The following is a 25,778-nucleotide window of genomic DNA, read 5'->3' as shown; positions in this document are numbered from 1 at the left end:
TTCGATCACAGGGCGAAGCTGCAGGGCGATGTTCGAAGCGTATCAGGCCATCGTCCGGGAAAGGCGCGTCAGCAGCCGGGCGAGGCAGCCGTGCAGGATAAAGAGCAAAAGCGTCAGCGGCCAGACGAGGCAGGCAAAGAGCCCGGCGAGACGATGCAGCGTCAAGCCGTCGTGGTTGGCCCAGCCTTCCAACATCGTGACCGCCATGGCGGCCACGGCCACCAGGACGTAGAGCAGGAAGATTGCAGCTTCAAACAACAGTGACTCTCCAATGCATGCCCTATTAACCCTAACGGAAAATTTCTAACGGATATAAAAACAACCGCCTTCTCCCAATTGCGGTACGCCGCGAATTGGGCAGGATAGTGCCCAAGACTTGATGAATCGCAGACGGCGCACCACATTTTGCGCGAAACGGAACCGCCCCTCGGCGAAAGGAGCACGTCATGTCCGAAACTGCAACCACCGCCAAGATCAACAAGACCGATGCCGAATGGAAAGAGCAGCTCACCCCCGAGCAATACCGCATCACGCGCCAGCACGGCACCGAGCGCGCCTTCACCGGCCCCTACTGGGATTCTTTCGAGACGGGGCTTTACCGTTGTGTCGGCTGCAACGCGCCGCTCTTTCGCTCCGACACGAAATTCGATGCCGGCTGCGGCTGGCCGAGCTATTTCGAAGCGGTGTCGCCTGATGCGGTGAGCGAGCATCGCGACACCACTTATGGCATGGTGCGCACCGAAATCCGCTGCGGCACCTGCGACGCCCATCTTGGCCACGTCTTCCCGGACGGCCCGCCGCCGACTGGCCTGCGCTACTGCATCAACGGGCACGCCATGGTGTTCGAGCCCGGGAAGTAAGCACCGGGCCTGTGTTCGGCAAGCGGCTCATCCCGTGCGATGGGCCGCTGATTTCTCGGTTCCTCGCGCTGTCGATGAGCCCTTAATCCCACCTGCAGGAAAAGGCCGATGGCGCGAGATATCCTGAGCACCGACCGGCTGAGACTGAGGGAGATCACACTTGGCGACCTGCCGTTCCTCCACCGCATTTTCGGCGATGAGGAATGCATGCGCTATTACCCCGGAATAAAGACCTTCGAGGAAACCGAAAGCTGGTTTCGAAGGCTCGCATTCGACAGCTACGCCAATCACGGTTTCGGCCTCTGGGCCGTGGTTGACCGAGAGAGCGGCGCATTGCTGGGCGATTGCGGCATCACGCTGCAGGAAACATCCGCCGGCATGGAACCCGAGATCGGCTACCACCTCTGGCGCGATCATTGGGGCAAGGGCTACGCCGTCGAGGCGGCCACTGCCTGCCGGGACCACGCTCTTGACGCCCTTGGCCTTGCGCGCATCGTCTCGATCGTCCGGCCCGACAACATCCCCTCCGGGCGCGTTGCCGAGCGGGTGCATCGGCGGCGGGAGACATTCGTCAAACCGGTACCTCCCGAAGGCGGCAGAATGGAGTTCTACCTCTCCATCACGGACTGGACATAGAGCTGACGGCCGAAGACGCCGGTTCGCCGATCACTCGTGATCGGCGGGACAAGGCCATGTTGCGGGTGTGGAGAGGCCAGCCGGTAGCTTTGTCGAGGCGTTGCCGCAGGCAAGGTCGATCTGCGCCTGCTCGAGCCCGGCTGCGGCCGAGAGGTCAAGGCCCTCGATGCGGGTCAGGAACATGAAGGCGCGGTCGAACGCGGCCGGGCCCTCAAAGGTCGCCCCGGAGAGATCGGCACGGGAGAGATTGGCGAAAGAGAATCTCGCTCCTGTCAGCACCGCCTTGTCGAAATCGGCGCGGCCCAGCTCGGCCTTTTCGAAAGTGGCGCCGGAGAGCCGCGCGCCGGCAAAATTGGCACGCTGCAGCTCAGCGCCGGCAAAGGAGGCACCGTCGGCCACGATATTGGTGAAGCTGGCGCGATAGGCCTCTGTTTTGGCGAAATTGGCGCCTTCGGCGTGGGCACCCTCGAGCGAGGCGCGCACCAGCGTCGCTTTCTCGAGATTGGCGGATTTGAAGTTTGCGCCGGCGAGATCGGTCAGCGAGAAATCGGTGCCGTAGAGATTGGCGCCTTCGAGATCACTGTCCTGCAGCATCAGGTTCTTCTTGGTGCATTCCTGCCAGTCGAGCTTCGGCGACGCCGTGCTGCCGCAATCGGCAGCTCGCGTGGAGATCGGGGCAAAGGCAAGAAGAACGAAGGCAAAGAGGCCGAGCGGCGATCTGGGCATTGCCATTGAACTGTTCACCTCCATGACGCTTTCAGGCGACCTCTGGCGAAGCAGGCCGCCGTTCATTTCTACACAGCTCAGGCTACAATAAAAAGATGGCGAACGTGCCGACGATCGATTTGCCGGATCAGCCAGTCTTGCCAGGCAGGCGGATCAATCCGTCTTGCCGGGCAGGCGAAGCTCCATGCAGGTAAGATCCAGCCAGCGGCCGAACTTGGTGCCGACCTCGGAAAATCTGCCGGCGATGCGAAAACCAAGCTTTTCATGCAGCCTGATCGAAGCCGCATTTTCCGCCTCTATGCCGGCGATCATTACATGAATATTGCCGGCCGCGGCCCGCGCGATGAGTTCCCGCATCAGGCGCTCGCCCACGCCGGCGCCACGGCAATCCTTGTCGACATAGACGGAATGCTCGACCGTGTGGCGGTAGCCGTCGAAGGCGCGCCAGTCGCCATAAGAGGCGTAACCCGCTACCTTGCCTGATATCTCGGCAACGATGACAGGAAAGCCCCTCGCCTTACGCGCCTTGAACCATTCCAGCCGATTTTCGAGATCGACCAGCGTGTCGTTCCAGATCGCCGTCGTGTGCTCGACGGCATGATTGTAGATATCGCGGATGGCGGGAAGATCGGCCTCGGTGGCGTCGCGGAGGAGAACGGCGTCTGTCATGGTTGCCCAGTTCAAATTGACTGCCGCGTGGCATACGCCCCGCCCCGAGAGATGTAAACGGCGAATGCGAAAGACGGAAGATCCTCAAACGGGCGTGGTTCAGAGACCCGGCGCCGACAGGCTGAAACAGGTGAGCACGGCCGAATAGTGCACGGCAGCGGCCGTGACGACGAAGCCGTGCCAGATGGCGTTCTGGAAGCGCAGTTTCTCCCAGACATGGAAGATGACGCCGAGCGAATAGAGGACGCCGCCGATGATGATCAGCAACATCGAGGTGAAAGGAATGCGCGAGGCGACGGGTTCGGCGACCAGAACTCCACTCCAACCCATGGCGAGATAAAGCAGGATGGCCAAACGGTCATAGCGCCCGGGAAAGACGCATTTCAGGACGATGCCGGCGACAGCGAACAGCCAGATCGCGATCAGCATGAACAAGAGCAGCGGATCGTCGGCGCCACGTTCGAGAAACGGCGTATAGGTGGCGGCGATCAGGATGAAAATCGCCGAATGATCGAAACGGCGCAGATACCATTTCGTGCGCGAGACGGGCCAGGCATTGTAGGAAAAGGAAATGGCAAGCGTCAGCACCAGCCCAATGCTGTAGATCCAGGCGGCGGCAAGTGCGCCATAGGAACTCCAGACCGTCGCATAGAAGATTAGCACCGTCGCTCCGATCAGCGCCAGCACCAGACCGACGCCGTGAACGATGCCGTCGGCGATCAGTTCGTATCTGTCGTAAGCCCAGCGAATGCCGTTGAACTCGGCCATGCACGCCCATCCGTTTCACAACCCGAAGAAGATCGTCTCATCGAACGGGCAGGTGCGCAACTGCGACGAACCGCGCGGCGGTAAATCTTCGTGACAGGCGCAAACCTGCCGGCCTTTGACAGCCAGCGGCAATGCAGCTGCATACGTCAAACCTTCTGCCGGTCGACCAGCACCGAGCATTTGGCGTGGCGCACCACCCGGTCGGCGGTGGCGCCGATGAAGTAGTTGGAAAAGTCCGGAACGTGCGAAGCGACGATAATCAGGTCGGCGTGGTGGCTCTCGGCGGTCGAGATGATCGCCTTGGCGGGCGGGCCATTGCGGATCTCGACAGTTGCGGCAATGCCGGTTGCGTCGATCAGCTCTTTTAGCTTGTCGCGGCTGTCCCTCATTGCGTCCTCGAGCATGTTGGCGGGCAGTTCGATCGCGACATAGGTCGGCACGTCCTCGATGACGTTGAGCGCTATGATCTCGCCGCCGTCGTCGAGCAGGCTCGCGGCCTTGCGGAGGATCATTTCTCCCTTTTCGATGCCCCCGAGCGCGATCGCGACTATGATTTTCCTGTACATGGCTTCCCTCCATGACTGAGATACATAAGCTTCCTCTAAAGAAGATATGGATACATTGACCGCGATCAAGTGGGCGCAAGTCATCGTCAACATTTACTCAACGCTTCATCCTCAGAAACGGATCTTCTGTGAACAATCGGAATGCGCCATATAGGATGCAAGTACGGCAGCCGAGGGGACATCAAAGAATGAACCGGCGAAACTTCCTCGGGCTTGCCACAGGCGGCATGGTTGCCGCCACCGCCGGTACACCTTTTCACGGGCCAATTCAGCAGGAGAACAATCCATGACGACCGAAACTTCCTATGCGCTGACGCGGCCTGCCTATATCGACCAGTCGCATCTTGTGGTGACCGACCTTGGTCTCGTTTCCGGCTTCTATCAATCGATGCTCGGCCTGAAGGTCATTGAGAAGACGGCAAGCGGGGAAGTGCTCGGTGTCGGCGGCGTGCCGCTGCTGACGCTGACGACGGCGAGAGATGCCCGCATTGCGCCGCGCAACGCCGCCGGCCTTTTTCACACTGCTTTCCTGATGCCTGACCGCGCCGAACTGGCACGCTGGCTGCGCCATGCCGCCCACAACAACGTCGTGCTCGACGGCGCCTCGGATCATCTGGTCAGCGAGGCGATCTATCTTTCCGACCCTGAAGGCAACGGCATCGAAATCTATGCCGACCGGCCGCACGAACAATGGAAATTCGATCAGGGCGGCATGGTCGAGATGGCGACGCTGCGCCTCGACCTGCAGGCGCTTTACAATAGCGCGCCCGATGAACAATGGGGCGGCATGGCAGATGGCACGGCGATCGGTCACCTGCATCTCCAGGTCGGCGACATCCCGCAGGCCGATGCCTTTTATCGGGACGTCCTCGGCCTGAAGCTGATGGCAAGCCGTCCCGGCGCGAGCTTCTTTGCGACCGGCGGCTATCATCACCATCTCGCCGCCAATATCTGGAACAGCCGCGGCGCGACGGCGCGCGCCGGCAACATGACCGGGCTTTCGGATTACAAGATCCGCTTCAACGACACGCAAACACTGGACGCGGCTGTCGCCAAGCTCGATCAGTTGGAAATCAAGAGCGAGAAGCGCGATGGCGGCGTGTTCCTGCGCGATCCCTGGGGGATCGGCTTGACGCTTTCGGCGTAATTTCCAAGTTGCTGCAGATCAACCTTGACGGTTGAAGACGTTGACGTCACGCGAGAATGAGATGCGCGTAGAGGCATGCGGGATGCGCTTTGCCAGCGCCCCTATAGCCCCAGGGAACCGGAACCGCATCAGCGCGTTTCCATCGCGAAGCAATAGGGCTTCGGGGACCGCACCGCATGGGCATCGCCAACGGCATCCGCAAACACGCTAACAAGATCGCGATCGGCGAACGCCATACCAGCGCCTGGGCGCAGACGCTGAAAGAGGCGGCGGAAGAGCTGCCCCCGCCACCGCTGCACCGGTTGGAAAAGGACGGGCTTGATATCAGCATGGCCTGGGCGATCATCGGAATCTTCGCCATACTTGGCCTTGCCGCCGTCTATATGATGTCTCTGATCCTCATCCCGATCACGCTTGCCGTCGTCGTCGGCATGATCCTCGGCATGGCGGCGGAAAAGCTCAGCAAGATGGGCGTGCCGCGGCTTGCCAATGCATTCATGCTGTCGAGCGGCGTTGCCTTGGTCATCTTCCTGCTGATCAATTCGCTCGCCGACCCGCTGATGACGCTTGCCAATGAGGGGCCTGCCTTCGCCGAGCGAACGATCAATCGCGTTATGCCTTATCTCGAACGCATCGAATGGCTGCACATCACCCCGGCGACATTCGAAAGCGGACCGATGTCGATCGGCGCGCTGCTCGAAAACACCGGCAACGTGCTGCATATCGTGACGACCAGCCTCACACCGGCGGTGGTGCAGGGGATGATCTTCTTTGCGGCGCTGCTGCTCTTTCTCGCCAGCCGCGTCAACCTGCGCAAGACGATTATCATGACCTTCCGCACCCGCACCCAGCGCCTGGCGGCAATCCGCGTGATCAACGCGGTCGAACAGGTCCTCGGCTTCTATTTCGCCACCGCCTCGCTGATCTATGTCGGTCTCGGCGTCGTCATGACGGTCATCGCCTATACGGGCGGGCTGGCGGCGCCGGTGCTCTGGGGCTTCTTCGCCTTCCTGTCGAGCTTCATCCCCTATCTCGGCATCACGCTGATGACGCTTGCTGTGGCCATCGCCGGCATCCTCACCCATGACGGTCTGCTCGTCGGGTTGATGCCGGCCGCAGCCTTCTTCACCGTGCATCTTCTCATGGAAAACCTGATCTTCCCCGCGGTGATGGGACGACGGCTGGAAATCAATCCCTTCGTCGTTTTCCTCGCCATCCTGTTCTGGACATGGATGTGGGGCGCCGTCGGCGCGATGCTGGCACTGCCGCTGTCGCTGATCGTCATCACCATAATCGAGGAATTGCTGATCGAGGAAAAGCCGCAACCGCAATTGCCGAAGTGATGGGAACGGGAGGCGTGGATGGCATCCGATCTCGATCTCGATAAATCCGACCACGACCAGATGGTGAGCGGTCGTTCTCTCTGGGGGAAAAGTGGTATACGGCCCGCGTGGCGACCGATCGAGCAGAGCTTTTCCACCGATGTGGCGGTGATCGGCGGTGGTATCACCGGCGCATTGGTGGCCGAACATTTGACGGCGCGCGGTTTTTCCGTCGTTGTCATCGACCGTGAAGAGCCCGGTTTCGGCAGCACCGCAGCGAGCACGGCGATGCTGCAATGGGAAATCGACAGCACGCTCGCCGAGCTTGAAGATTATTACGGCTTCGAGCGTGCGGCCGGCATCTACCGCCGCAGCGGCGCCGCGGTCGCCGGGCTTTCGAAGCTGATCGCCGCCAACGGGATCCCCTGCGGCTTCAGACCACGCAACACGCTCTATCTTGCCGCCAATCAGGAAGGCGCGCGCAACATGCTGGAGGAGCGCCAGCTTCGCCGTCGGGCGGGGCTGCCCGGCGTCTATCTCGAACATCCCGATCTCTTCACCCAATTCGAACTCGACCGGGATGGCGCGATCTATTCGCCGGGTTCAGCCGAGTGCGATCCGCTGCTTCTGACCTGGGCGTTGATCGAGATGGCTGTGCGGCGCGGTGCGCGGCTGGTCAGCGCGTCCGTGGCGGCACTTCACAGCGAAGGCGATCGCGTTACGATGGAGACGGATGGAGGTCACCTCATCGAGGCGCAGCATGTCGTGCTTGCGACCGGTTATTCGATGCCGGGCCTCGACATGCCGAAACTGCACCGGTCGAGCTCGAGCTGGGCGCTCGCCACCGTATCCCAGGATCCGGCAAATTTCTGGCGCGACAGAGCACTGATCTGGGAGGACAATCACCCCTATCTCTACATGCGCACGACGGCGGACAATCGCATCGTCGCCGGCGGCGAGGACGACGGGACGATCGATCCGCAGGCGCGCAACCGCAAGCTGCCGGCAAAGATCGTGGCGATACAGGAGAAGATGAAGCGGCTGTGGCCGAAGGCGGATACGCGGGTGGAACACACCTGGTGCGGCACCTTCGGCGAGACGGCCGACGGCCTGCCGCTGATCGGCCCGTTGCCGGAAATGCTGCACGTGTTCGCAGCCTATGGCTACGGCGGCAACGGCATCACCTTTTCCTATCTCGCCGCCCAGATGATCGGCGCGATGATGGCGGGCATGCATCGGGACTGGTTCGAAGATTTCGCACTCGACCGCGACGGGCCGGGATTGCGCCGTTTTGCGGAGGATTTGGTGCGGGTCGGCGATGAGCTGAGGTAGCGACGCCGCATGGGTGGCGTGCCGCACCGCAGAACTACTCCGTCGTCTTATCGTCGCCGGTATCCTCGACGTCCTCCAAGCGGACGAACTCCGTACCCTTCGCCTTGAGATCGATCAGCGCCTTGGCCACCCCCTCGCCCGCCGCATGGTTCGGCTGGTTGATGTGGGAGATGATGACGTCGCCGTCCCTGGCCGAGGCGATGCGTTTTTCAGTAATGGCCGCGCCCAGCAGCGAGCCGCCATCGCCGTTCACCGAATAGCCGGCAATGCGATAGCCCATGGCGCGGATCTCGCCGATGGCGGAAAGATCGTATTTGGCGGTCGAGCCGCGGAACCAGCGGGGCGCCGGAATGCCGGCTGCGACCATCGCGGCAGCTCCGCCTTCGACTTCCTGCCTGACGGCTTGCGGCGAGCCGGCAGACGCGATGCCGTAGATCAGCGTCGGCGTGTCGACGGCAGGTATATGGTTTTCGCCGTGGTTTTCGAGTTCAAACAGATCCGGATTCTGCAGGAAGACGGCAACAGCAGCGGGGTTGCGCTTCAACCAGCGGGCGGTGACGAAGATCGTGGCAGGGATGCGTTCCCGCACCAGCGTCGACAATATGCGCTCGTCCGCCTGCCCCATGCAGGCATCGAAGGTGAGCGCGATGCGGGCGTGGCCGGCGACGTTGGAACGGGCGATATGCAGATGCGGCTCTACGAGTTTTGGCGCCGGCGCCTTCGGGGCCGAACCCACTGCAGCCGCGGCCGGCAGCGCCGACGGTATCTCATCCGCTAACGCGGCTGATACGGTGGCCAGAAAAAATGCCGAAGCGAGCAGAATGCGGTTCATATCGTGGATTTCTATGATTCGAGCTGCCTATTTTAGCGATTGCTCTCGCCCGCCGCCATGTGGCCTGATGTCACCGAAGCCGCTTGGACAAATGCAACAGCATCAATCGTAGAGATAATACTTGTCCCACTTCTCGCGCGGCACCTTGTCGCCGATCTCGTATTTGAGCTCGCGCACGTTGATATGCTGCGGGCCGGTGATGCAATTGTAGGAGAGATGATACCAATCGCCCTTGCTGCGGAAGACCGCACCCGGCGCCTCCAGCGAATTGTCGCCGGGGATCGGGTCCTTGAAGGTATAGGCGATGACCTTGTCGGGCTTGAAGCCGGTGCTGTCGTTGTTGATGCGGCTCATCGCCTCGGTGTCGCAGCTCTGCTCCAGTCGGGTCGAGGGATCGAGTTTTTCCAGCTGCTTCTTGATGGCGGGATCGACGGCAAAGGCGGGGGCAGCAAGGCTTGCGAGGGATACAAACAGGAGCAGACGTTTCGGCATTGCGGAGAAAATCCCTTGCTGTTGTCCATTCTTCACCCTGCCACAGCCGGCTTGCCGGGGGCTTGGCACGTGCAAATTTCGCGCGACGAGAGCGGACTTTCTTAAATATTGTGGTGACATCAAGGCAAGACGGTCAGAGCACCCTCCTTGTCTGTGGAAGGGCATCTGTACCCTTGGCGCAGCCTTGCCGCTTGATCCGGCGCCGGAGCGCCTCTATCTCTTGCCAAACCCGACATTCCCACGGAGCCATTCTTTGTCCGCTTTCAAGAGCCTGCCGACCCCGCCCGCCGCACCGAAGAAACCCGCCTCCGATACGCGCCACGGCATCACACGCACGGACGATTACGCCTGGCTGCGCGCCGACAACTGGCAGGCGATGTTCAAGGATCCCTCGATCCTCGATCCCGACATCCGGAGGCATCTCGAAGCCGAAAACACCTATATGAACGCGGCGATGGAAGACACCAAGCCACTGCAGAAGGCGCTGTTTTCGGAAATGCGCGGCCGCATCAAGGAAGACGACAGTTCGGTGCCGATGAAAGACGGCGCCCATGCCTATGGCACATTCTATGTGACCGGCGGCGAGCAGCCACGCTATTTCCGTATTCCCCGCGACGGCGATGTCGCCGACGAGACGATCCGCACAGTGCTGCTGGACGGCGACAAGGAGGCATCAGGCAAGGCCTATTTCCGTCTCGCCGGTCTCGACCATACGAGCGACCACAGCCGCGGCATCTGGGGTTATGACGACAAGGGCTCGGAATTCTTCACGCTGCAGGTGCGTGACCTCTCCACAGGCGAGGACCTTGCCGACCGGATCGAAAATACCGGCGGCGGCGGCGTCTGGGCGCCCGACGGCAAGAGCTTCTTCTATTCGGCGCTCGACGAGAACCACCGGCCTTCGAAAGTGTTCCACCACATTCTCGGCCAGCCGCAGTCGCAAGACCGGCTGGTCTATGAGGAGCCGGATGCCGGCTTCTTCATGGGTGTCGGCGGCTCGCTGCTCGACGACTTCATCTATATCGACATTCACGACCACGAGACCAGCGAATACCGGCTGCTGTCGACCAAGGACCTCGCCGCCGAGCCGAAGCTGGTGGCGGCGCGCGAGGAAGGCATCGAATATTCGCTGACCGAGGGCGGCGACGTCTTCTACATCCTCACCAATGACGGCGGCGCCAAGGATTTCAAGATCATGGAAACGCCGGTTGATAAGCCGGGCAAGGAAAACTGGCGCGAAGTCGTTCCGCATAAGCCCGGTACGCTTGTTATCAGCCACATGGCCTACGCCCGCCATCTTCTGTGGCTGGAGCGCAAGGACGGACTGCCGCAAATCATGATCCGCGACCGGAAGAGCGGCGAGGAACATGCGATCGCCTTTGCCGAGGAAGCCTATTCGCTCGGACTCTCGGGAGCGGCGGAATACGATACGGATGTCATCCGCTTCTCCTATTCCTCGATGACGACGCCGTCGCAGCTCTACGACTACAATATGGTGACCCGCGAGCGCACACTCCTGAAAACGCAGGAGGTGCCTTCGGGCCACAATCCCGACGACTACGTCACCCGCCGCGTCTTCGCTCCCGCCTGGGATGGCGAGAAAGTGCCGGTCACCCTGCTCTATCGTAGGGATACCGCGCTCGACGGCAGCGCGCCCTGCCTGCTCTACGGCTATGGCGCTTACGGCATCACCATCCCGGCCGGCTTCAACACCAACTGCCTGTCGCTTGCCGATCGCGGCTTCGTCTATGCCATCGCCCATATCCGCGGTGGCAAGGACAAGGGTTTTGCCTGGTACGAAGACGGCAAGATGGACAAGAAGACCAATACGTTCAAGGACTTCATTTCCGCCGCTGACTATCTGAATCAGGAGAAGTTCACGTCCTACTCGAAGATCATCGCCGAGGGCGGATCGGCCGGCGGCATGCTGATGGGCGCGGTTGCCAACATGGCGCCGGAGAAGTTCGCCGGCATCATCGCCGCCGTTCCCTTCGTCGACGTGCTCAACACCATGCTTGATGACACGTTGCCGCTCACCCCACCTGAATGGCCGGAATGGGGCAATCCGATCGACAGCAAGGAAGAGTATGAGCAGATCGCCTCCTACTCGCCCTATGACAATGTTGATGCAAAAGCCTACCCGCCGGTCCTGGCACTCGGCGGGTTGACGGACCCGCGCGTCACTTATTGGGAGCCGGCAAAATGGGTCGCCAAGCTGCGCGACAAGACGACCGGCAACGCGCCGATCCTGCTCAAGACGAATATGGACGCCGGCCACGGCGGCGCTTCCGGCCGCTTCCAGCGGCTGGAGGAGATCGCGTTTGAGTATGCATTTGCGATCAAGGTGGCTGGGAAGATGTAAAGGTTGGGGGGTGCCGTTGGCACCCCCTTTGCCCTGCCGCCGGAGGGGCGGGAACGGCTTGCCGACGAAGGGGAGAGAAATGTCCGTCTATATCGCTCTGCTTCGTGCCATCAATGTCGGCGGCACCGGCGCCCTGCCGATGGCCGAACTGAAAGCGATATGCGAAGACCTCGGTTTCACTGACGTGAAGACCTACATCCAGAGCGGCAACGTGCTCTTCCGCTCGGATGAATCCGAAAAGACGGTGGAGCACAAGCTCGACGAGGCCCTCGGGAAAAAAATGGGCAAGCGGCCGGGCGTGATGGTGCGTAGCCGGAAAGAACTCGAGGGCATTGCCGACAAAGCGCCCTTTCCCGAGGCAAAGCCGAATTTCCTGCTCGTCTACTTCCTACCGAAAAAGCCGCCGGGCGATGCACTGGAAAAGATGGCTGCACCCGACGGTGAAGAGGCCAAGCTCGCGGAGCGGGAAATCTATGTGCATTATCCCAATGGCTCAGGCCGGTCGAAGCTGAAGCTGCCGGCGCTAAAGCCTGGAACCTCGCGCAATCTCAATACCGTCCGCAAACTCGCCGAAATGGCCGCCGAGATGGAAGGCAGGGGCTGACCTCAGGCGGCGCCTTTCGTGCCTTTGGCCTTGTAGCCGGTGATTTCTTCGCCGGCGGTCGGCGAGAAGCGCAGGTTCCAGAAGGTCGCGGTGATCGAGATGATCGTGACGACGATGAAGGCGGTGGAAAAATCGCCAAGCGCGGGCGTTTCTGTGCCAGACAAGGCCATGGAGCCGTGCAATGCCAAGGCCCCGATACAGATGCCGAGCGAGAGCATCAGCTGCTGGAAGGTGGTGTAGAAGCTCGTGGCCGAGCTCATCCGTTCCTTGCTGATCTCGTCATAGGCAATGGTGTTATAGGCCGTGAACTGGAATGACAGGAAGAAGGCGCTGAGCACCAGGACGACGAAGATCAGCGGCATCGGCCAATCCGGCCGGAAGGCGGCGCAGAGGCCGTAGCCGATCGTACCGAGGATGCCGTTGATCATGAGGCTTCTGCGGAAGCCCAGCCGGCGGAAGACAAACTTCGCCATCGGCTTCATGGCGAGTGCGCCAAGCGCGGTCGCGATGATGATCTGACCGGCCGCGGCGGCGGACAGGCCGAAGCCGATCTGGAAAAGCAGCGGCAGCAGGAAAGGCTGTGCCCCTTGCGTGATGCGCGTCAGCGAACCGGCAATGACCGACGTGCCGAAACTCGGCACCTTCATCAGCGAGAAATCCATGATCGGCGACGGATGCTTGCGGGCATGTTTGAGATAGGCGATGCCGAAGATGAGGCCAAGCGCGATCAGGAAGATCGAGAAGGCGCCCTCGCCTTCATGGCTCGACATTTCGAAGCCGAAGAGCAGAGAGCCGAGCGAAATGCCGGAGAGGACGAAGCCCACCGTGTCGAAGGGACCGCTCGCCTTGCCCCTCACCTCGTCGATGTAGATCGAGACGAAGATCATGCCGATGATGCCGATCGGTACGTTGATGTAGAAAATCCAGCGCCAGTCGAGATAGGTGACGATGAAGCCGCCGAGCGGCGGACCGACGATGGGACCGATCAGCGCCGGGACGAGCAGCCAGGACATGGCGCTGACCATATCCTTGCGGTCGACGCTGCGCATCAGCACGAGACGGCCGACCGGCATCATCATCGCACCGCCCATGCCTTGCAGCAGCCGCGCCAGCACCAGGAAGGACAGTGTCGGCGCAAGCGCACAGAGGATAGAGCCGGCGACGAAGACGGCGATTGCCGCACGAAAGACGGTGCGCGAGCCGAAACTGTCGGCCATTCGGCCGCTGGCCGGAATGAAGATCGCAAGGCTCAAGAGATAGGAGGTCAGCGCGATCGACATGGCAGGCGCGCTGACGGCGAAATCGCGCGCCATAGTCGGCAGCGCGGTCGCAAGCACAGTCGCATCGACGTTTTCCATCAGCATCGCACTCGCGACAATCATCGCGATCACCCGGAAATTGGGCGCGGGGCGCCGAACCATCGGCGCCTGGTAAATCTGGTCCGGCATCGTGCGGAATCACTCGCGGTGGCGCGGCGGAGCACAGGAGGCAGCAAGGCCGCGGGGATGACATGGCGCAAGGCCAAGGGGAGACGATTTGCTATACGCCTGCGATCGTGGCGGCGCTATGTCCTTTATGGCAAAGCTGCTTTGACGAGAGGTAAAAGCGGATCACGATTCCTTGCATCGGCCTGTTCTTCGTGAAGGACTTCGGGGGCTTCATCCAAACCGCCTTGCGCCGTGCGCGCCCCGACCCTACCTATGAACCATGACCTCCACCCTTCAGCAAAACCGGCCCGGCGCGGCCTTTCCGTTCGATAACAGCTATGTCGGCCTGCCCCAGCACTTCTTTGCGCCGCAGGCGCCGACGCCGGTGGCCGAGCCCTGGCTGATCAAGCTCAACGAGCCGCTCGCCGCCGAGCTCGGGCTCGATGTCGAGGCCTTGCGTCGCGACGGCGCGGCGATCTTTTCCGGCAATCTCCTTCCCGAGGGGGCCGAGCCGCTTGCCATGGCCTATGCCGGGCATCAGTTCGGCGGCTTCTCGCCGCAGCTCGGCGACGGGCGGGCGATCCTTCTCGGCGAGGTGCTCGACCGCAGCGGCAGACGCTTCGACATCCAGCTGAAGGGTGCGGGCCCGACGCCTTTTTCGCGCCGCGGCGATGGGCGGGCTGCAATCGGGCCGGTGTTGCGTGAATATATCATCAGCGAGGCGATGTTTGCGCTCGGCATTCCGGCGACGCGGGCGCTGGCGGCGGTGACGACAGGCGAGCCGGTCTATCGCGAAGAGGTGCTGCCGGGTGCAGTCTTCACCCGCGTTGCGGCCAGCCATGTCAGGGTCGGCACCTTCCAGTATTTTGCGGCCAGGGGCGATACCGACGGCGTGCGGGCGCTCGCCGACTATGTGATCGATCGGCATTATCCCGCATTGAAAGAGGCTGAGAACCCCTATCTCGCGCTATTCGATGCCGTCTCAGATCGCCAGGCAGCGCTGATTGCCCGCTGGCTGCATGTCGGTTTCATCCACGGCGTGATGAACACGGACAATATGACCGTCTCCGGCGAGACGATCGATTTCGGCCCCTGCGCCTTCATGGACGCCTATGACCCGGCGACCGTCTTCTCGTCGATCGACCAGCATGGTCGTTATGCCTATGCCAACCAGCCCGCTATCGGCCAATGGAACCTGGCAAGGCTCGGCGAAACGCTGCTGCCGCTGATCGACGCCGAGCCCGACAGCGCGGTCGACAAGGCAAATGTGGTGATCCGGGCCTATGGCGAACGGTTCCAGGCACATTGGCTGGCCGGCATGCGAGCAAAGATCGGACTGGCCGGCGAAGAGGATGGCGATCTCGAGCTCGTGCAGGCGCTGCTGGCGCTGATGCAGGCGCAGGCAGCCGATTTCACCCTGACCTTCCGCCTGCTATCCGACCTTGCCGGCGACGAGGCCGCAGAGCCTGCCTTTGCGGCGTGTTTCCGGGAGCCTGAGACCTGCGCTACCTGGCTTGCGCAATGGCGCGAGCGGCTGTCGCGCGATCCGCAGACGGCCGCTGAGCGCACCATCGCCATGCGTCGCGTCAATCCGGCCTTCATCCCGCGCAACCACCGGGTCGAACAGGCGATCGAGGCCGCGGTCGAGAATGGCGATTTCTCGCTGTTCGAGGCGCTGCTCACCGTGCTTTCAAACCCCTATGAGGACCAGCCGGGTTTTGCCGCCTATCTGCAACCGCCAAAGCCGGACGAACGGGTGCTGGCGACCTTCTGCGGTACGTGACGGCCATCGCCCATCCCTCACCCACAGCATCACACCCAGTCCGGCGCATCCGCAGTTGACCCCGGCCTGCGGCAAATGTGGCCGTTGAAAGGCATCTCCTTCGCGCTATCTGGCTGATCGGCGGGACTTTTCCGCCAATCCTCCACCCCGGCTCACTTCAGCGGGAGACAGCCTTATGGCGATCGTCATCACCTCGATCTTCTTCATCATCATCGGGCTTGCGCTCGGTGGCGGCGGGCTCTGGCTCGTCACACTCGGCGGCAGCGTCTTTTATCTGTTTGCCGGGCTGATGTTCCTCCTCACCGCCGGGCTGCTGTTGATGCGCAAGGCGGTGGCGCTGTGGGTCTATGCGGTGCTCGTCGTCGCAGCTCTCGCCTGGGCGGTCTGGGAGGTCGGCTTCGACTGGTGGCAGCTCGGTCCACGAGGCGGCATGATTATCCTGCTCGGGCTCTGGCTGCTGACGCCCTGGATCCGCCGGCCGCTTGGGCTGCTCAGCCCGACCGGCTTCACCTACGGCGCCAATCCCTGGCCGCTCGCCGTGCCCGTCATTCTCGCCATCCTCGTCGCCATCTATTCGATGACGACGGACCCCCACGATCTTGCCGGCGAGCTGCCGGCGGATACAGTCGCCGCCAGCCCCGCCTTCGGTGGCAGCGTGCCGGACGGCGAGTGGCATCAATACGGCCGCACGCCCTTCGGCCAGCGCTATTCGCCACTCGACCAGATCACGGCGCAGAATGTCTCTACCCTCAAGGAAGCGTGGCGATACCAGACCGGCGACGTCAAGCGGCCGGAGGATATCAGCGAGACCACGTACCAGGTGACGCCGCTCAAGGTGAAGGACACGCTCTATCTCTGCACGCCGCATAATTGGGCGATCGCGCTCGACGCCAAAACAGGCAAGGAGAAATGGAAATACGACGCCAATTCAGGCATGAACCCCAACCGACAGCATCAGACCTGCCGCGGCGTTACCTATTATGCCGATCCGGCCGTTGCCGCCGGCCAGCCCTGCGCCGAGCGCATCTACCTGCCGACATCAGATGCCCGGCTGATTGCGCTCGATGCGGCGGATGGGAAGATCTGCACCAGCTTTGCCGACCAGGGCGTGCTGCATCTGGAAACCGGCATGCGCTACAATCCGGCCGGCTATTACTACTCCACCTCGCCGCCGGTCGCGGTGGCGGGCAAGATCATCGTCGGCGGAGCGGTGAACGACAATTATTCGACGCAGGAACAATCCGGTGTCATCCGCGCCTTCGACATCAATAGCGGCGTGCTGGTCTGGAACTGGGATTCCGGCAATCCGGATGTCACGACGCCGATTGCCGAGGGTCAGACCTACACGACCAACTCGCCGAACAGTTGGTCGGTCTCCAGCGTCGACGAAGCGCTAGGGATGGTCTACATCCCGCTCGGCAACCAGGTGCCCGACCAGCTTGGCATCGGCCGTAACGACAATGTCGAGAAATTTTCCTCATCGATTGTCGCGCTCGATATCGCCACGGGCCAGCTGCGCTGGGTGCGCCAGACGGTGCATCACGATCTCTGGGATATGGACGTCCCGGCCCAGCCTGCGCTGATCGACCTGACGAAGCAGGATGGCGCCGTCGTTCCAGCGCTCGTCGGCGCAACCAAGCAGGGCGATATCTACGTGCTCGACAGGCGTACCGGCGAGCCGATCATCCCGGTCAAGGAAATCCCGGCGCCCGGCGGAGCGGTTACGGGTGATCATACCTCGCCTACGCAGCCGATTTCCGATCTCACCTTCTCGCCTGAGCCGCTGAGGGAAAGAGACATGTGGGGCGTGTCGCTGTTCGACCAACTCGCCTGCCGCATCGACTTCCATCGTTACTACTATGAGGGCCGTTATACGCCGCCCTCGCTAAAGGGCACGATCGTCTATCCTGGCAATTTCGGCACCTTCAACTGGGGCTCGGTCGCGGTGGATCCGGAGCGGCAGATCATGTTCGGCATGCCAACCTACCTCTCCTTCACCTCGCGCCTGGTGCCGGCCGCCGACATTCCGCCGAGAGGCCAGGACGAGAAGGGCAGCGAACAGGGACTCAACCGCAATGACGGCGCGCCCTATGGCGTTTTCATGGGGCCCTTCCTCGGGCTGCTGAAAATCCCGTGCCAGGCGCCGCCCTGGGGCTATGTCGCGGGCGTCGATCTGCGCACCGGCAAGATCGCCTATATGCATAAGAACGGCACGGTGCGCGACATGACGCCCTTGCCCCTGCCCTTCAAGGTGGGCGTGCCTGGCATCGGCGGGCCGATGCTGACCAAAGGCGGCGTCGCCTTCCTAGGTGCCGCGGTCGACAACTACCTGCGCGCCTACGATGTGACGAGCGGCCGGCAACTCTGGGAGGCGCGGCTTCCCGCCGGTGGCCAGGCGACGCCGATGACCTATACGACCGATGACAACAAGCAATATGTCGTCATGGTCGCCGGCGGCCACGGCTCGGTCGGTACGAAGCCCGGCGATTACGTGATCGCCTATACGCTGCCTTGATATTGAAACTTCCTCCGCAGGAAGAAGGTCCAGCGCAAGCTCTAGGCAGGGTTGCAACGCCATTCTCTCCCCGGTTTTCGGGGAGAAATTTTATGGAAATCAGCAGTACTATTCGCAATTATTACGGGGTCGGCAGCCTTTTCGATCAGTCGGCCAAATCCAAGAATCAGCAGACGACGGAATTTAACAGCACTGCGCGTGGCGCCGCGGCCGGTCTCGAACCAAGCAGCATACCGCCTTCGATCGCCAATACCATCTGGGCTCTGCAAAGCAGCCAAGGCCCTTACATCAATCCGCCTTCCGATAAGGAAGCCGCGGCGAGTGCTGCCCATGACTCACTGGTCGACGAGTTCTCCAAATGGGGCAATATGACGCCGGTATCCGCGCCCGCTATCTCGAGCAGCACGATCTGACCGAAGCCGCTCTGGCCGCCATGCCGGCCGACCAGCGCGCCGCGATCGAGAAGGAAATTGCCGACCAGATCAAGCGTGAGATGGCCGGTATCGAGGATGACGAAACCAAGACGACGGACGATGTCACCGCCGTCTGAACTGCCGGAAAAGGCGATCGACAGGGGGCGGAGAGCCCCTTCCGCCGCATTCTTATGAATCAAACCATCTCGACGATCATGCGACCGACTTCGGCAAAGACCGGGTTGAGATCCTTCGCCGGCACCGTTGCCTCGGCGATATAGACGGCGGCGACGATCGGACCGCGATTCGGGGGCCAGATCACCGCGATATCGCCGAGAGAACCGTTCGGGCCGGTGCCTGTCTTGTCGCCGACCTTCCAATCGGCCGGCAGACCGGCCCTGAGCCTTTCCTTGCCGGTTGTGCTCGCCACCAGCCAGGCAATCAGCTTGTCGCAGGAGGCCTCAGTAAGGATCGAACCAAGCGTCAAGTTGCCAAGCGTGTCGAGCATCGCATCCGGTGCCGTCGTGTCACGCGGATCGCCCTTCCTGCCCTCGTTCAAAGTCGGCTCGGTGCGGTCGAGACGCGTGGTGCCGTCGCCGATCGAGCGCAGCCAGTCGGTCAACGCGGGAGGCCCGCCGAAGCTTTCGAGCAGCAGGTTGCCGGCGGTATTGTCGCTGACGGTCACAGCCGCCTCGCAGAGTTCGGCGATCGTCATGCCGTCGGCGCCGGCGTGTTTTTCACTGAGCGGCGAATAATCGACGAGCTTTTCCTTGCCGTAAGTCACCCGGCGGTCGAGGCTCTCCTCGCCCTTGTCGACTCGGGCAAGAACGAAGCCCGCGGCCAGTGCCTTGAAGGTGCTGCACATCGGAAAGGCCTCGCTGCCGCGATAGCCGAAGGAGATGCTCGTCTGGGTGTCGAGCACCGAGACGCCAAGGCGGCCGCCGGTGCGTTTTTCGAGTGCGGCAAGACGGCGCTGGATGTCGTCGTCACCCTCTTCGGCATTCTGTTCGGCCTTCTCTTCGACCTTCTCTTGGGCATTGGCGGGAAGCGCCAGCGCGGGCAGGCAAAGTGCCGAGCCTATCAGCAGGCGGCGAGTCAAACTGAGATCCATGAAATCCTCCGGCGGGTGGGGAGGATAGAGCTAAAGGGCGATTGCGGCGGCATCTCGTCATCGCGGTGACTTGTCGTCCGCACGCGATCAGGCGGCGTGCGTAATCTCGACCGTCACATGCGACAATTCCTCGAGCGCCGAAAGCCTCCCCTTGTAGAAAGCCGGGTCGCGAGGCTTCGAGCTGACGACGGCGACAATAGCGGCATGATGGCCGGGACCGACTTGCCAGACATGCAGATCGGTGATCCGGTCTTCCTCGGTCTCGATGGCATCGCGGATTTCCCTCGGCAGCGTCTCGCCTTCGCGCACGACGTCGAGAAGAACGCCCCCTGAGGATTTCATCAGGCTCCAGGACCAGTTGGCGATGACCAGCCCGCCGACAATGCCCATGACAGGATCGAGCCACGACCAGCCATAGAGGCTGCCGAGCGTGAGCGCTGCGATGGCGAGGACCGAGGTCAAGGCATCGGCGATGACATGCAGATAGGCGGCGCGAATATTGTTGTCACCAGCCTTTCCATGGCGATCATGACCGTGATGATGGTGCCCATGGTGATGGCCATGAGAATGGTCATGCCCGTAATGCGCGTGATCGCCATGCGCGACATTGCCGCCGCCGGCAAGCAGCCAGGCGCTGGCAAGATTGACGGCGAGGCCGATAACCGCCACCGCGATCGCTTGGGCAAAGCCGATCGGCACCGGATTGGAGAGGCGGAGTGCGCTTTCCCAGGCCATCAGCAAGGCGATCAGGGCAAGGATAATAGCGCTGGCGAAACCGGCGAGATCGCCGAGCTTGCCGGTGCCGAAGGTGAAACGCGGGTTGTGCGCCTGACGGCGGGCGAAAAGATAGGCGAGCGCCGAAATCAGAAGAGCGCTGGCGTGGGTCGACATATGCCAGCCATCGGCGACGAGCGCCATGGAGCCGTAGATGGTGCCGGCGGCGATTTCTGCCACCATCATCACCGCCGTCAGCAGGATCACCAGCCAGATGCGCCGCTCGTTGCGCGCATGATCGGCGCCGAGGAATACATGGTCATGTTCCAGGGCATTCATTGCAGCCTTGTCGATCCCGGCATTCATTGCAGGCTCCTTCTTCACAGGCATTCAGCGGATATAGGTTCTCAGCACTTCCGATATTTCCTCGACCGCCTCTGCCCTTGCGGCATCGTCCTCGGCATTCAGCACATGTTCGCGCAGGTGGTCGTCCAGGACCTCGCCGGTCAGTCCCGTCAGGGCGCCGCGCACCGATGCGAGGAGCTGCAGGATTTCGCCGCAGGGACGCTCCGCCTCCAGCGCGCGCTCGACCGCTTCCATCTGCCCCTTGAGGCGGCTGATGCGGGCAATGAGCTTCTTCTTCTGCAAGGCGGTGTGGGACATGGCGAACCTCGATTTAATATAGGGGGGTATACTATTTCGGGGAAGCGGTCCATTGAAATGGCACGACGCCACTCCAGCGCGACGAGGGCACTTGCCGCTGAAAGCCGCGCCCGGCACGATCCGCCATTGACAAAAGCCGCGTTTCCGACGATCTATGCACCATGATCGAAAACGCGCACCAGAGCCGCTCGTATTTTTGGCTGTACCTGTAAAGGGCGGCCGGACAAGATCATATTGTCAACAAGCCGCCGTCAGGCGGCTTTGTTGTATCGGCAGCGTCCTGACGGCAGAATATCAAAGGACGCGAAGACCATGACCGAAATCGAAGACAGCGAAATTTCATTGATGCGCCCGTCTGTGGTGACGATCCGCACCGCCAAGCCGCGTGACCTGCCCGAGCTTAACGAGATGATCGCTCTGCTTGCCGCCCATCACGGCGATCCCGCAGTCACGACGCCGGAGCAATTGGAGCGCGATCTGTTCGGCCCGTTGCCCTGGATCACCGCGCTCGTCGCGGAAACCAGCGAAGGGCTGATCGGCTACGCCATTCTCGTGCCGCTCTACAGGGCGCAGGAAGGCAAGCGCGGCATGGACCTGCACCATCTCTTCGTGCGCGACGGCCATCGCGGCCACGGCACCGGCCAGCTGCTCGTCGACCGGGCACGCGAGACGGCCCGCAATGCCGGCTGCGGCTACCTTTCCGTCAGCGCCGCGACCGGAAACGTGCTGGCCCACCGTTTCTACGAACAGCTGGACTTCACCCCGCGCCCGGTTACCGGCATGCGCTACATGCAGTCGATTGCTTGATCGCGACAGGCTCTAACGGCTTGGCACGGCCTTCAGATAGGCGGCAATCGCCTCGCGGTCGGAGGCCGGCAGATGGGCGATATTCTTCTGCACATCGACCATCGAGCCGCCGACGGAATCGAAATCGGGCGTGAAACCGGTTTCGAGGTAGCTCGCGATATCGGCCTCGCTCCAGCCGCCGATTTTCTTTGAAGCCGGGGTGATGTCGGGTATGCGGCCCTTCCCTTCCGGGTTGGGGGCGCCGGCTAGCCACATGTCGGCCCGGAAGCCGCCGAGCGCATCACGCGGCGTATGACATTCGCCGCAGTGGCCGGGGCCTTCGACGAGATATTGCCCGCGCTTCACCTTGTCGTCGCTCTTTGCCAGAGCCACGCGCGGCTGATCGTTGAAATAGAGGAACTTCCAGCCGCCAAGCGCAAGCCGGATATTGAAGGGGAACGGCAGCTCGTGCGGCGGCGCGACGTTTGTACTCTTTGGCAGGGATTTCAGGAAGGCGAAGAGATCGTTGACGTCCTTATCGCTCATGCGGGAGTAGGAGGCGTAGGGAAAGGATGGGTAGAGATGCTGCCCGCCGGGGCCGACGCCGCGCTTCATCGCGTTTCCGAACTCGGCAAGCGTCCAGGCGCCGATGCCCTCCTTTTCATCCGGCGAGATGTTCGGCACATGGAAGGTGCCGAAAGGGCTCTTCAGCGCAAGCCCGCCTGAAAGCGTCAATTTGGCGTCACCCTCTGAGCCGGGCGCCGAATGACAGCTGACGCAACCGCCCGTCCAAAAGACCATTTCCCCATTCGCCATATCAGGCGCGCCGAGACCCACCCAATGGCTCTCCGGCAGCGGATCGGGGGCGGTGACGAGATAGAAGGCGCCACCGCCGAGGACGGCGACGCCGATCAGACAGAGCAGTAACCGGATGAACCTGCGGACCATGCTCCGCCTCCCCTTTTGCCGAGATTTTCCTGCGCGGAACGATTCTGCGACCAGCCCGCACGGGCGGAGAATAAGGTGATCCGCGCCAGCGGCAAGGCCGGCGCGGATCGGGGATGTTTCGCTTGCGCAATTCCGGGCGCAAAACCGCTGCACACCTTTGCTGGAATTGCTTTAGATCAGAACGACCTATCGCTCATTTGCTGAGGCGATAGGCCTTATGACAGCCGCCGCAATTGGCGCCGAGCGTGTTGAGCGTTGCGCCGACGGCCGCGGAGTCGGCCGGAAGCTCGGCGAGCGCGGTTTCGGCATCGCCGGAAAGCTTGGCGGCGCGCGCCTTGAAGTCGTCCATGTTTTCCCAGATTTTCGGGCTCGCGCCTTCGTCGTTCGTCTCCGTACCCGGCTTGAAATGATCGGGGAAAACCTTGGCCGTTGCGGCGATGGTTGTCAGCGCCGTCTTCACCGCGTCGGCGTCGTAAGGCTTGGTGCCCTTGGCGATGGCGGCCAACGCGCCAGCCGAACCGCCGATCTGCTTCATCAGAGCAACGCGCGCATCATGGGTTCCGTCGGCGGCGGTCACCGAGCCGAAGGCCATGCCGGCCATCGCCACGGCGGCAGCTACTGCTTTCCAATTCATATTCCCTCTCCATTTTTCCTCGGCCAAGGCGGCCGCTGGCCAATCTGCACCGAGAGCGTGACAAAATCTATGACAGAAGACAGTCACGTTTTGCCGTATCGGCATAAAAACAATGTGATAAGCGACAGCGGCTCAAGCAGTTTTCCACCCCTGCCAAAGACTGAAGGCGGAAACCGCAATCAGCAGCATTCCGGCGAAGCGGCCGACAAAGGCCGTGGCGTCAGGATTTGCAACCAACAGATCGCGGCTGCGGCCGGCCGTCATCGCCAGCGTGCCGTAGACGGCGAGCTGGGTGAGGACAGTCATGACACCCATAATCAGGCCCTGCCTCCAGATCGGGCCATATTCCGGTCTGAGGAACTGCGGATAGACGGCAAACATGAAAATGTAGGCCTTCGGGTTGACGAGACAGGTGACGGCGCCCTGCCGGAAGGCGCGCCAGCCGGAGCGCGCCGTCCCCGGCCCGACGGCCTCGATGGTTATCGAACTGCGGACCAGCGAAATGCCGATCCAGATCATGTAGGCGACGCCGACAAAAAGCAGCAGGTTGAAGAGCTGCGGCAGCATCGTGACGAGCACACCCACGCCGGCCGCGCCGTAGGCCGAATGCACGGCGCCGCCGGCCATGATGCCGCCGGTCGCCGCCAGCCCGCGTTTGGTGCCCCCGGTCAGCGAATTGGCAAGCACGAAGAGCATGTCCATGCCTGGCACGATGATGATGCCGAAGAGAAGGGTGAAGAAAAGCCAGAGGTTTTCGTGGTAATTCATGTCAGTTGTCCGCCTGAGGGTCTTTCGGGTCTTTCGAAAGACCGTGTTTGATTTCAATTCGATAGGCGGCTCTATAGCGGAACCCAACTGACAGTGTATTGTCAGGAGCGTTGGGTGGGAGGCAGGAAAATGCGCAAGGCCTCGCGGCTCTTCGAGATCATTCAGATCCTCAGGCTGGCAAAAAAGCCGATGACGGCGGCTGACATGGCCGAGACGCTTGAAGTGACCGTGCGCTCGATCTATCGCGATATTTCAGCGCTTCAGGCGATGCGGGTGCCGATCGAAGGCGGACGTGGCATCGGCTATATCATGCGGCCGGGCTTCGACCTGCCGCCGCTGATGTTCTCGATCGAGGAGATGGAGGCGATCGTACTGTCGCTGGCGCTGCTCGAACGGACAGCGGACGAAGAGCTGAAACAGGCCGCGCGCCGGGTCAATCGGAAGATATCAGGCGCCGTGCCGGCACCGTTGCGCCAGGCGATGGATAGCAAGGCGCTTTACGCCTGGGGCACGATCGCGCAGCCGCCTGCTGGATTCGACCTTGCGATCGTGCGCCGCGCGATCCGCGACGAACGCAAACTCCTGCTCGGCTACCGCGACGAGTTCGGCCGGGCGAGCGAGCGGATGATCCGGCCGATCGCGCTGATCTATTATTCGCAGACCGCCAATATCGTCGCCTGGTGCGAACTGCGCGAGGCGATCCGCAATTTCCGCAGCGATCGAGTGGAGCGCTGCGCGGCAACTGAGGATTTCTTCAAGGGCGACGGCGACAGGCTGCGGGAAATCTGGACCAGCGGTTGGACGGAGACGACCGTGCCGGCGTGATGCCCGCCGGCGTCTCGCACAATCTAATAAAGCAGCGTGCGGCTCTCTTCGCGGCCGAAGCCGCGGATTTCGATGCGGTCGGCATGAACGTCGACGATCGCGAAGGCATTTTCCCTCTCGGTGTCGACCACGCCCTTGAAATTGACGAAGTGGCAGGCGCCGGCCTTGCCGTAATTGCCGGCGTGGTCGTGGCCGTTGAGATAGGCGACGACATTGTCCTGCGCGGCGAGCAGCGCGACGATGCGCTCGCTGTCCCACATGCCATGCTCACTCGGCGGATGCACCGGATAGTGATTCATGACGATCACCTTTTCACCGGCCTCGGTCGCTTTTGTGATCTCATCGCCAAGCCACGCGAACTGCTCGTCGCTCAGTGCGGCATTCCATGGATGAGCATTCCTTGCGCCTTTGGCCTGCAGCTCCGCCAGCATCCGCGCGGCAAGCGTGCGATGATGATGGCCTTCAGCCGGCGCGAAGGTGCTGACTTCGTTGCCGTCGAGCACGACGAAGCGCCAACCGTGGCGGGAGAAACTGTAATAGGGCGACGGCATGCCGAGGCGCTCAGCGACTTCGGACAGATGTCCTGAAGAAACCGAGAAATCGTGATTGCCGAGCAGGAAGAGCGTCTCATGCCGCAGCTTCTCATAGACCGGCAGGATATCGTCGAAGCTTGCGAAGCTGCGGTCGATGACATCGCCGAGCGTCATGACGAAGCTCAGATCCTCGCGGTTGAATATCTCGATCGCCTCGGCGACCTTGGCAAGGCTGTTGGCATAATAGCGGTCCATGCCCGCATGCGGCGCGATTGCCGCATATTGCGGGTCGGCGATGATGCCGAAGCGGAACAAGGGTGAAACAGAGGAAGACATGGGGCG

At 62.0% G+C, this 25,778-nt stretch carries 27 protein-coding genes; 12 read left to right on the top strand and 15 right to left on the bottom strand.

The genetic code is table 11. The features are described 5' to 3' along the window. Positions 1 to 42: 42 nt before the first annotated feature. Positions 43 to 258, bottom strand: coding sequence for a hypothetical protein (locus tag EFQ99_RS08670; protein ID WP_126920619.1), 216 nt, complete (start codon positions 256 to 258; stop codon positions 43 to 45). Positions 259 to 446: 188 nt separating this feature from the next. On the opposite strand from EFQ99_RS08670, the gene msrB reads away from it, so the two are divergent. Together msrB and EFQ99_RS08660 are read left to right on the top strand one after the other, a co-directional pair. Further along, positions 447 to 860 carry a peptide-methionine (R)-S-oxide reductase MsrB gene (gene msrB / locus EFQ99_RS08665; RefSeq protein ID WP_126920618.1) on the top strand — a complete coding sequence of 138 codons (414 nt, stop codon included), beginning with the start codon at positions 447 to 449 and terminating at the stop codon, positions 858 to 860. A gap of 108 nt (positions 861 to 968) precedes the next feature. After that, positions 969 to 1,496 (top strand): GNAT family N-acetyltransferase, encoded by a 528-nt coding sequence (locus EFQ99_RS08660; protein WP_126920617.1) that lies wholly within the window; start codon positions 969 to 971, stop codon positions 1,494 to 1,496. 30 nt (positions 1,497 to 1,526) lie between these two features. Here the strand turns inward: EFQ99_RS08660 and EFQ99_RS08655 are convergent, their stop codons facing one another. From EFQ99_RS08655 to EFQ99_RS08640, 4 genes are all read right to left on the bottom strand, one after another. Further along, positions 1,527 to 2,228 (bottom strand): pentapeptide repeat-containing protein, encoded by a 702-nt coding sequence (locus EFQ99_RS08655; RefSeq protein WP_126920616.1) that lies wholly within the window; start codon positions 2,226 to 2,228, stop codon positions 1,527 to 1,529. Positions 2,229 to 2,375: 147 nt separating this feature from the next. After that, entirely contained in the window at positions 2,376 to 2,891 is a 516-nt protein-coding gene (locus tag EFQ99_RS08650) for a GNAT family N-acetyltransferase (protein WP_126920615.1), read from the bottom strand. Positions 2,892 to 2,990: 99 nt separating this feature from the next. Further along, positions 2,991 to 3,659 (bottom strand): PAQR family membrane homeostasis protein TrhA, encoded by a 669-nt coding sequence (gene trhA / locus EFQ99_RS08645; protein ID WP_126920614.1) that lies wholly within the window; start codon positions 3,657 to 3,659, stop codon positions 2,991 to 2,993. 146 nt (positions 3,660 to 3,805) lie between these two features. Further along, entirely contained in the window at positions 3,806 to 4,225 is a 420-nt protein-coding gene (locus EFQ99_RS08640; protein ID WP_126920613.1) for a universal stress protein, read from the bottom strand. Positions 4,226 to 4,511: 286 nt separating this feature from the next. Between EFQ99_RS08640 and EFQ99_RS08630 the strand changes: the two genes are divergently transcribed. From EFQ99_RS08630 to EFQ99_RS08620, 3 genes are all read left to right on the top strand, one after another. Further along, entirely contained in the window at positions 4,512 to 5,372 is an 861-nt protein-coding gene (locus tag EFQ99_RS08630; protein ID WP_126920611.1) for a VOC family protein, read from the top strand. 176 nt (positions 5,373 to 5,548) lie between these two features. Continuing rightward, positions 5,549 to 6,715: an AI-2E family transporter gene (locus tag EFQ99_RS08625; protein WP_126920610.1), complete on the top strand. Its 1,167-nt coding sequence runs from the start codon at positions 5,549 to 5,551 to the stop codon at positions 6,713 to 6,715. Positions 6,716 to 6,733: 18 nt separating this feature from the next. After that, a complete protein-coding gene (locus tag EFQ99_RS08620; protein ID WP_126920609.1) occupies positions 6,734 to 8,026 on the top strand; it encodes an NAD(P)/FAD-dependent oxidoreductase in 1,293 nt (430 codons plus the stop codon). 34 nt (positions 8,027 to 8,060) lie between these two features. Here the strand turns inward: EFQ99_RS08620 and EFQ99_RS08615 are convergent, their stop codons facing one another. Both EFQ99_RS08615 and EFQ99_RS08610 read right to left on the bottom strand, forming a co-directional pair. Beyond that, positions 8,061 to 8,858, bottom strand: coding sequence for a polysaccharide deacetylase family protein (locus EFQ99_RS08615; protein ID WP_126920608.1), 798 nt, complete (start codon positions 8,856 to 8,858; stop codon positions 8,061 to 8,063). A gap of 102 nt (positions 8,859 to 8,960) precedes the next feature. Next, on the bottom strand, positions 8,961 to 9,350 hold the full coding sequence (locus EFQ99_RS08610) for a DUF930 domain-containing protein (protein ID WP_126920607.1): 390 nt from the start codon (positions 9,348 to 9,350) through the stop codon (positions 8,961 to 8,963). Positions 9,351 to 9,603: 253 nt separating this feature from the next. On the opposite strand from EFQ99_RS08610, the gene EFQ99_RS08605 reads away from it, so the two are divergent. Continuing rightward, complete coding sequence (locus EFQ99_RS08605; protein ID WP_126920606.1) at positions 9,604 to 11,712, top strand: S9 family peptidase; 2,109 nt, start codon at positions 9,604 to 9,606, stop codon at positions 11,710 to 11,712. A 79-nt stretch (positions 11,713 to 11,791) separates the two neighbouring features. Then, on the top strand, positions 11,792 to 12,316 hold the full coding sequence (locus EFQ99_RS08600) for a DUF1697 domain-containing protein (RefSeq protein WP_126920605.1): 525 nt from the start codon (positions 11,792 to 11,794) through the stop codon (positions 12,314 to 12,316). A gap of 2 nt (positions 12,317 to 12,318) precedes the next feature. Here EFQ99_RS08600 and EFQ99_RS08595 read toward each other — a convergent pair whose 3' ends face one another. After that, positions 12,319 to 13,764 (bottom strand): DHA2 family efflux MFS transporter permease subunit, encoded by a 1,446-nt coding sequence (locus EFQ99_RS08595; protein ID WP_126920604.1) that lies wholly within the window; start codon positions 13,762 to 13,764, stop codon positions 12,319 to 12,321. Between the two features lie 259 nt (positions 13,765 to 14,023). Between EFQ99_RS08595 and EFQ99_RS08590 the strand changes: the two genes are divergently transcribed. The 3 genes from EFQ99_RS08590 to EFQ99_RS35455 all read left to right on the top strand — a co-directional run bounded on the left by EFQ99_RS08590 (position 14,024) and on the right by EFQ99_RS35455 (position 18,591). After that, positions 14,024 to 15,526: a protein adenylyltransferase SelO gene (locus EFQ99_RS08590; protein ID WP_126920603.1), complete on the top strand. Its 1,503-nt coding sequence runs from the start codon at positions 14,024 to 14,026 to the stop codon at positions 15,524 to 15,526. A 175-nt stretch (positions 15,527 to 15,701) separates the two neighbouring features. Further along, positions 15,702 to 18,041, top strand: a complete 2,340-nt coding sequence (locus EFQ99_RS08585; RefSeq protein ID WP_126920602.1) for a glucose/quinate/shikimate family membrane-bound PQQ-dependent dehydrogenase — start codon at positions 15,702 to 15,704, stop codon at positions 18,039 to 18,041. Between the two features lie 358 nt (positions 18,042 to 18,399). Next, a complete protein-coding gene (locus EFQ99_RS35455) occupies positions 18,400 to 18,591 on the top strand; it encodes a hypothetical protein (RefSeq protein ID WP_245441462.1) in 192 nt (63 codons plus the stop codon). Positions 18,592 to 18,650: 59 nt separating this feature from the next. Here the strand turns inward: EFQ99_RS35455 and bla are convergent, their stop codons facing one another. The 3 genes from bla to dmeR all read right to left on the bottom strand — a co-directional run bounded on the left by bla (position 18,651) and on the right by dmeR (position 20,942). Next, entirely contained in the window at positions 18,651 to 19,565 is a 915-nt protein-coding gene (bla, locus tag EFQ99_RS08575) for a class A beta-lactamase (protein WP_126920601.1), read from the bottom strand. 87 nt (positions 19,566 to 19,652) lie between these two features. Continuing rightward, positions 19,653 to 20,645, bottom strand: a complete 993-nt coding sequence (gene dmeF, locus EFQ99_RS08570) for a CDF family Co(II)/Ni(II) efflux transporter DmeF (protein WP_126920600.1) — start codon at positions 20,643 to 20,645, stop codon at positions 19,653 to 19,655. Between the two features lie 24 nt (positions 20,646 to 20,669). Next, positions 20,670 to 20,942, bottom strand: coding sequence for a Ni(II)/Co(II)-sensing transcriptional repressor DmeR (dmeR, locus tag EFQ99_RS08565; RefSeq protein ID WP_126920599.1), 273 nt, complete (start codon positions 20,940 to 20,942; stop codon positions 20,670 to 20,672). A gap of 312 nt (positions 20,943 to 21,254) precedes the next feature. On the opposite strand from dmeR, the gene EFQ99_RS08560 reads away from it, so the two are divergent. Then, positions 21,255 to 21,749 carry a GNAT family N-acetyltransferase gene (locus EFQ99_RS08560; RefSeq protein ID WP_126920598.1) on the top strand — a complete coding sequence of 165 codons (495 nt, stop codon included), beginning with the start codon at positions 21,255 to 21,257 and terminating at the stop codon, positions 21,747 to 21,749. A gap of 12 nt (positions 21,750 to 21,761) precedes the next feature. Here EFQ99_RS08560 and EFQ99_RS08555 read toward each other — a convergent pair whose 3' ends face one another. The 3 genes from EFQ99_RS08555 to EFQ99_RS08545 form a co-directional block, all read right to left on the bottom strand. Next, a complete protein-coding gene (locus EFQ99_RS08555) occupies positions 21,762 to 22,676 on the bottom strand; it encodes a cytochrome c (protein WP_126920597.1) in 915 nt (304 codons plus the stop codon). A gap of 193 nt (positions 22,677 to 22,869) precedes the next feature. Further along, a complete protein-coding gene (locus EFQ99_RS08550) occupies positions 22,870 to 23,310 on the bottom strand; it encodes a c-type cytochrome (protein WP_126920596.1) in 441 nt (146 codons plus the stop codon). 132 nt (positions 23,311 to 23,442) lie between these two features. After that, positions 23,443 to 24,078: a LysE family translocator gene (locus EFQ99_RS08545; RefSeq protein WP_126920595.1), complete on the bottom strand. Its 636-nt coding sequence runs from the start codon at positions 24,076 to 24,078 to the stop codon at positions 23,443 to 23,445. 129 nt (positions 24,079 to 24,207) lie between these two features. On the opposite strand from EFQ99_RS08545, the gene EFQ99_RS08540 reads away from it, so the two are divergent. Then, a complete protein-coding gene (locus EFQ99_RS08540; protein ID WP_126920594.1) occupies positions 24,208 to 24,903 on the top strand; it encodes a helix-turn-helix transcriptional regulator in 696 nt (231 codons plus the stop codon). A 23-nt stretch (positions 24,904 to 24,926) separates the two neighbouring features. Here EFQ99_RS08540 and EFQ99_RS08535 read toward each other — a convergent pair whose 3' ends face one another. Next, positions 24,927 to 25,772, bottom strand: coding sequence for a metallophosphoesterase (locus EFQ99_RS08535; RefSeq protein WP_126920593.1), 846 nt, complete (start codon positions 25,770 to 25,772; stop codon positions 24,927 to 24,929). Between the last annotated feature and the right edge of the window lie 6 nt (positions 25,773 to 25,778).

Source organism: Rhizobium vallis (genome assembly GCF_003985155.1).
Lineage (GTDB): Bacteria > Pseudomonadota > Alphaproteobacteria > Rhizobiales > Rhizobiaceae > Rhizobium > Rhizobium vallis.
The sequence above is the reverse complement of the archived record's forward strand: the minus strand, read 5'-3'. Positions and strand labels throughout refer to the sequence as shown.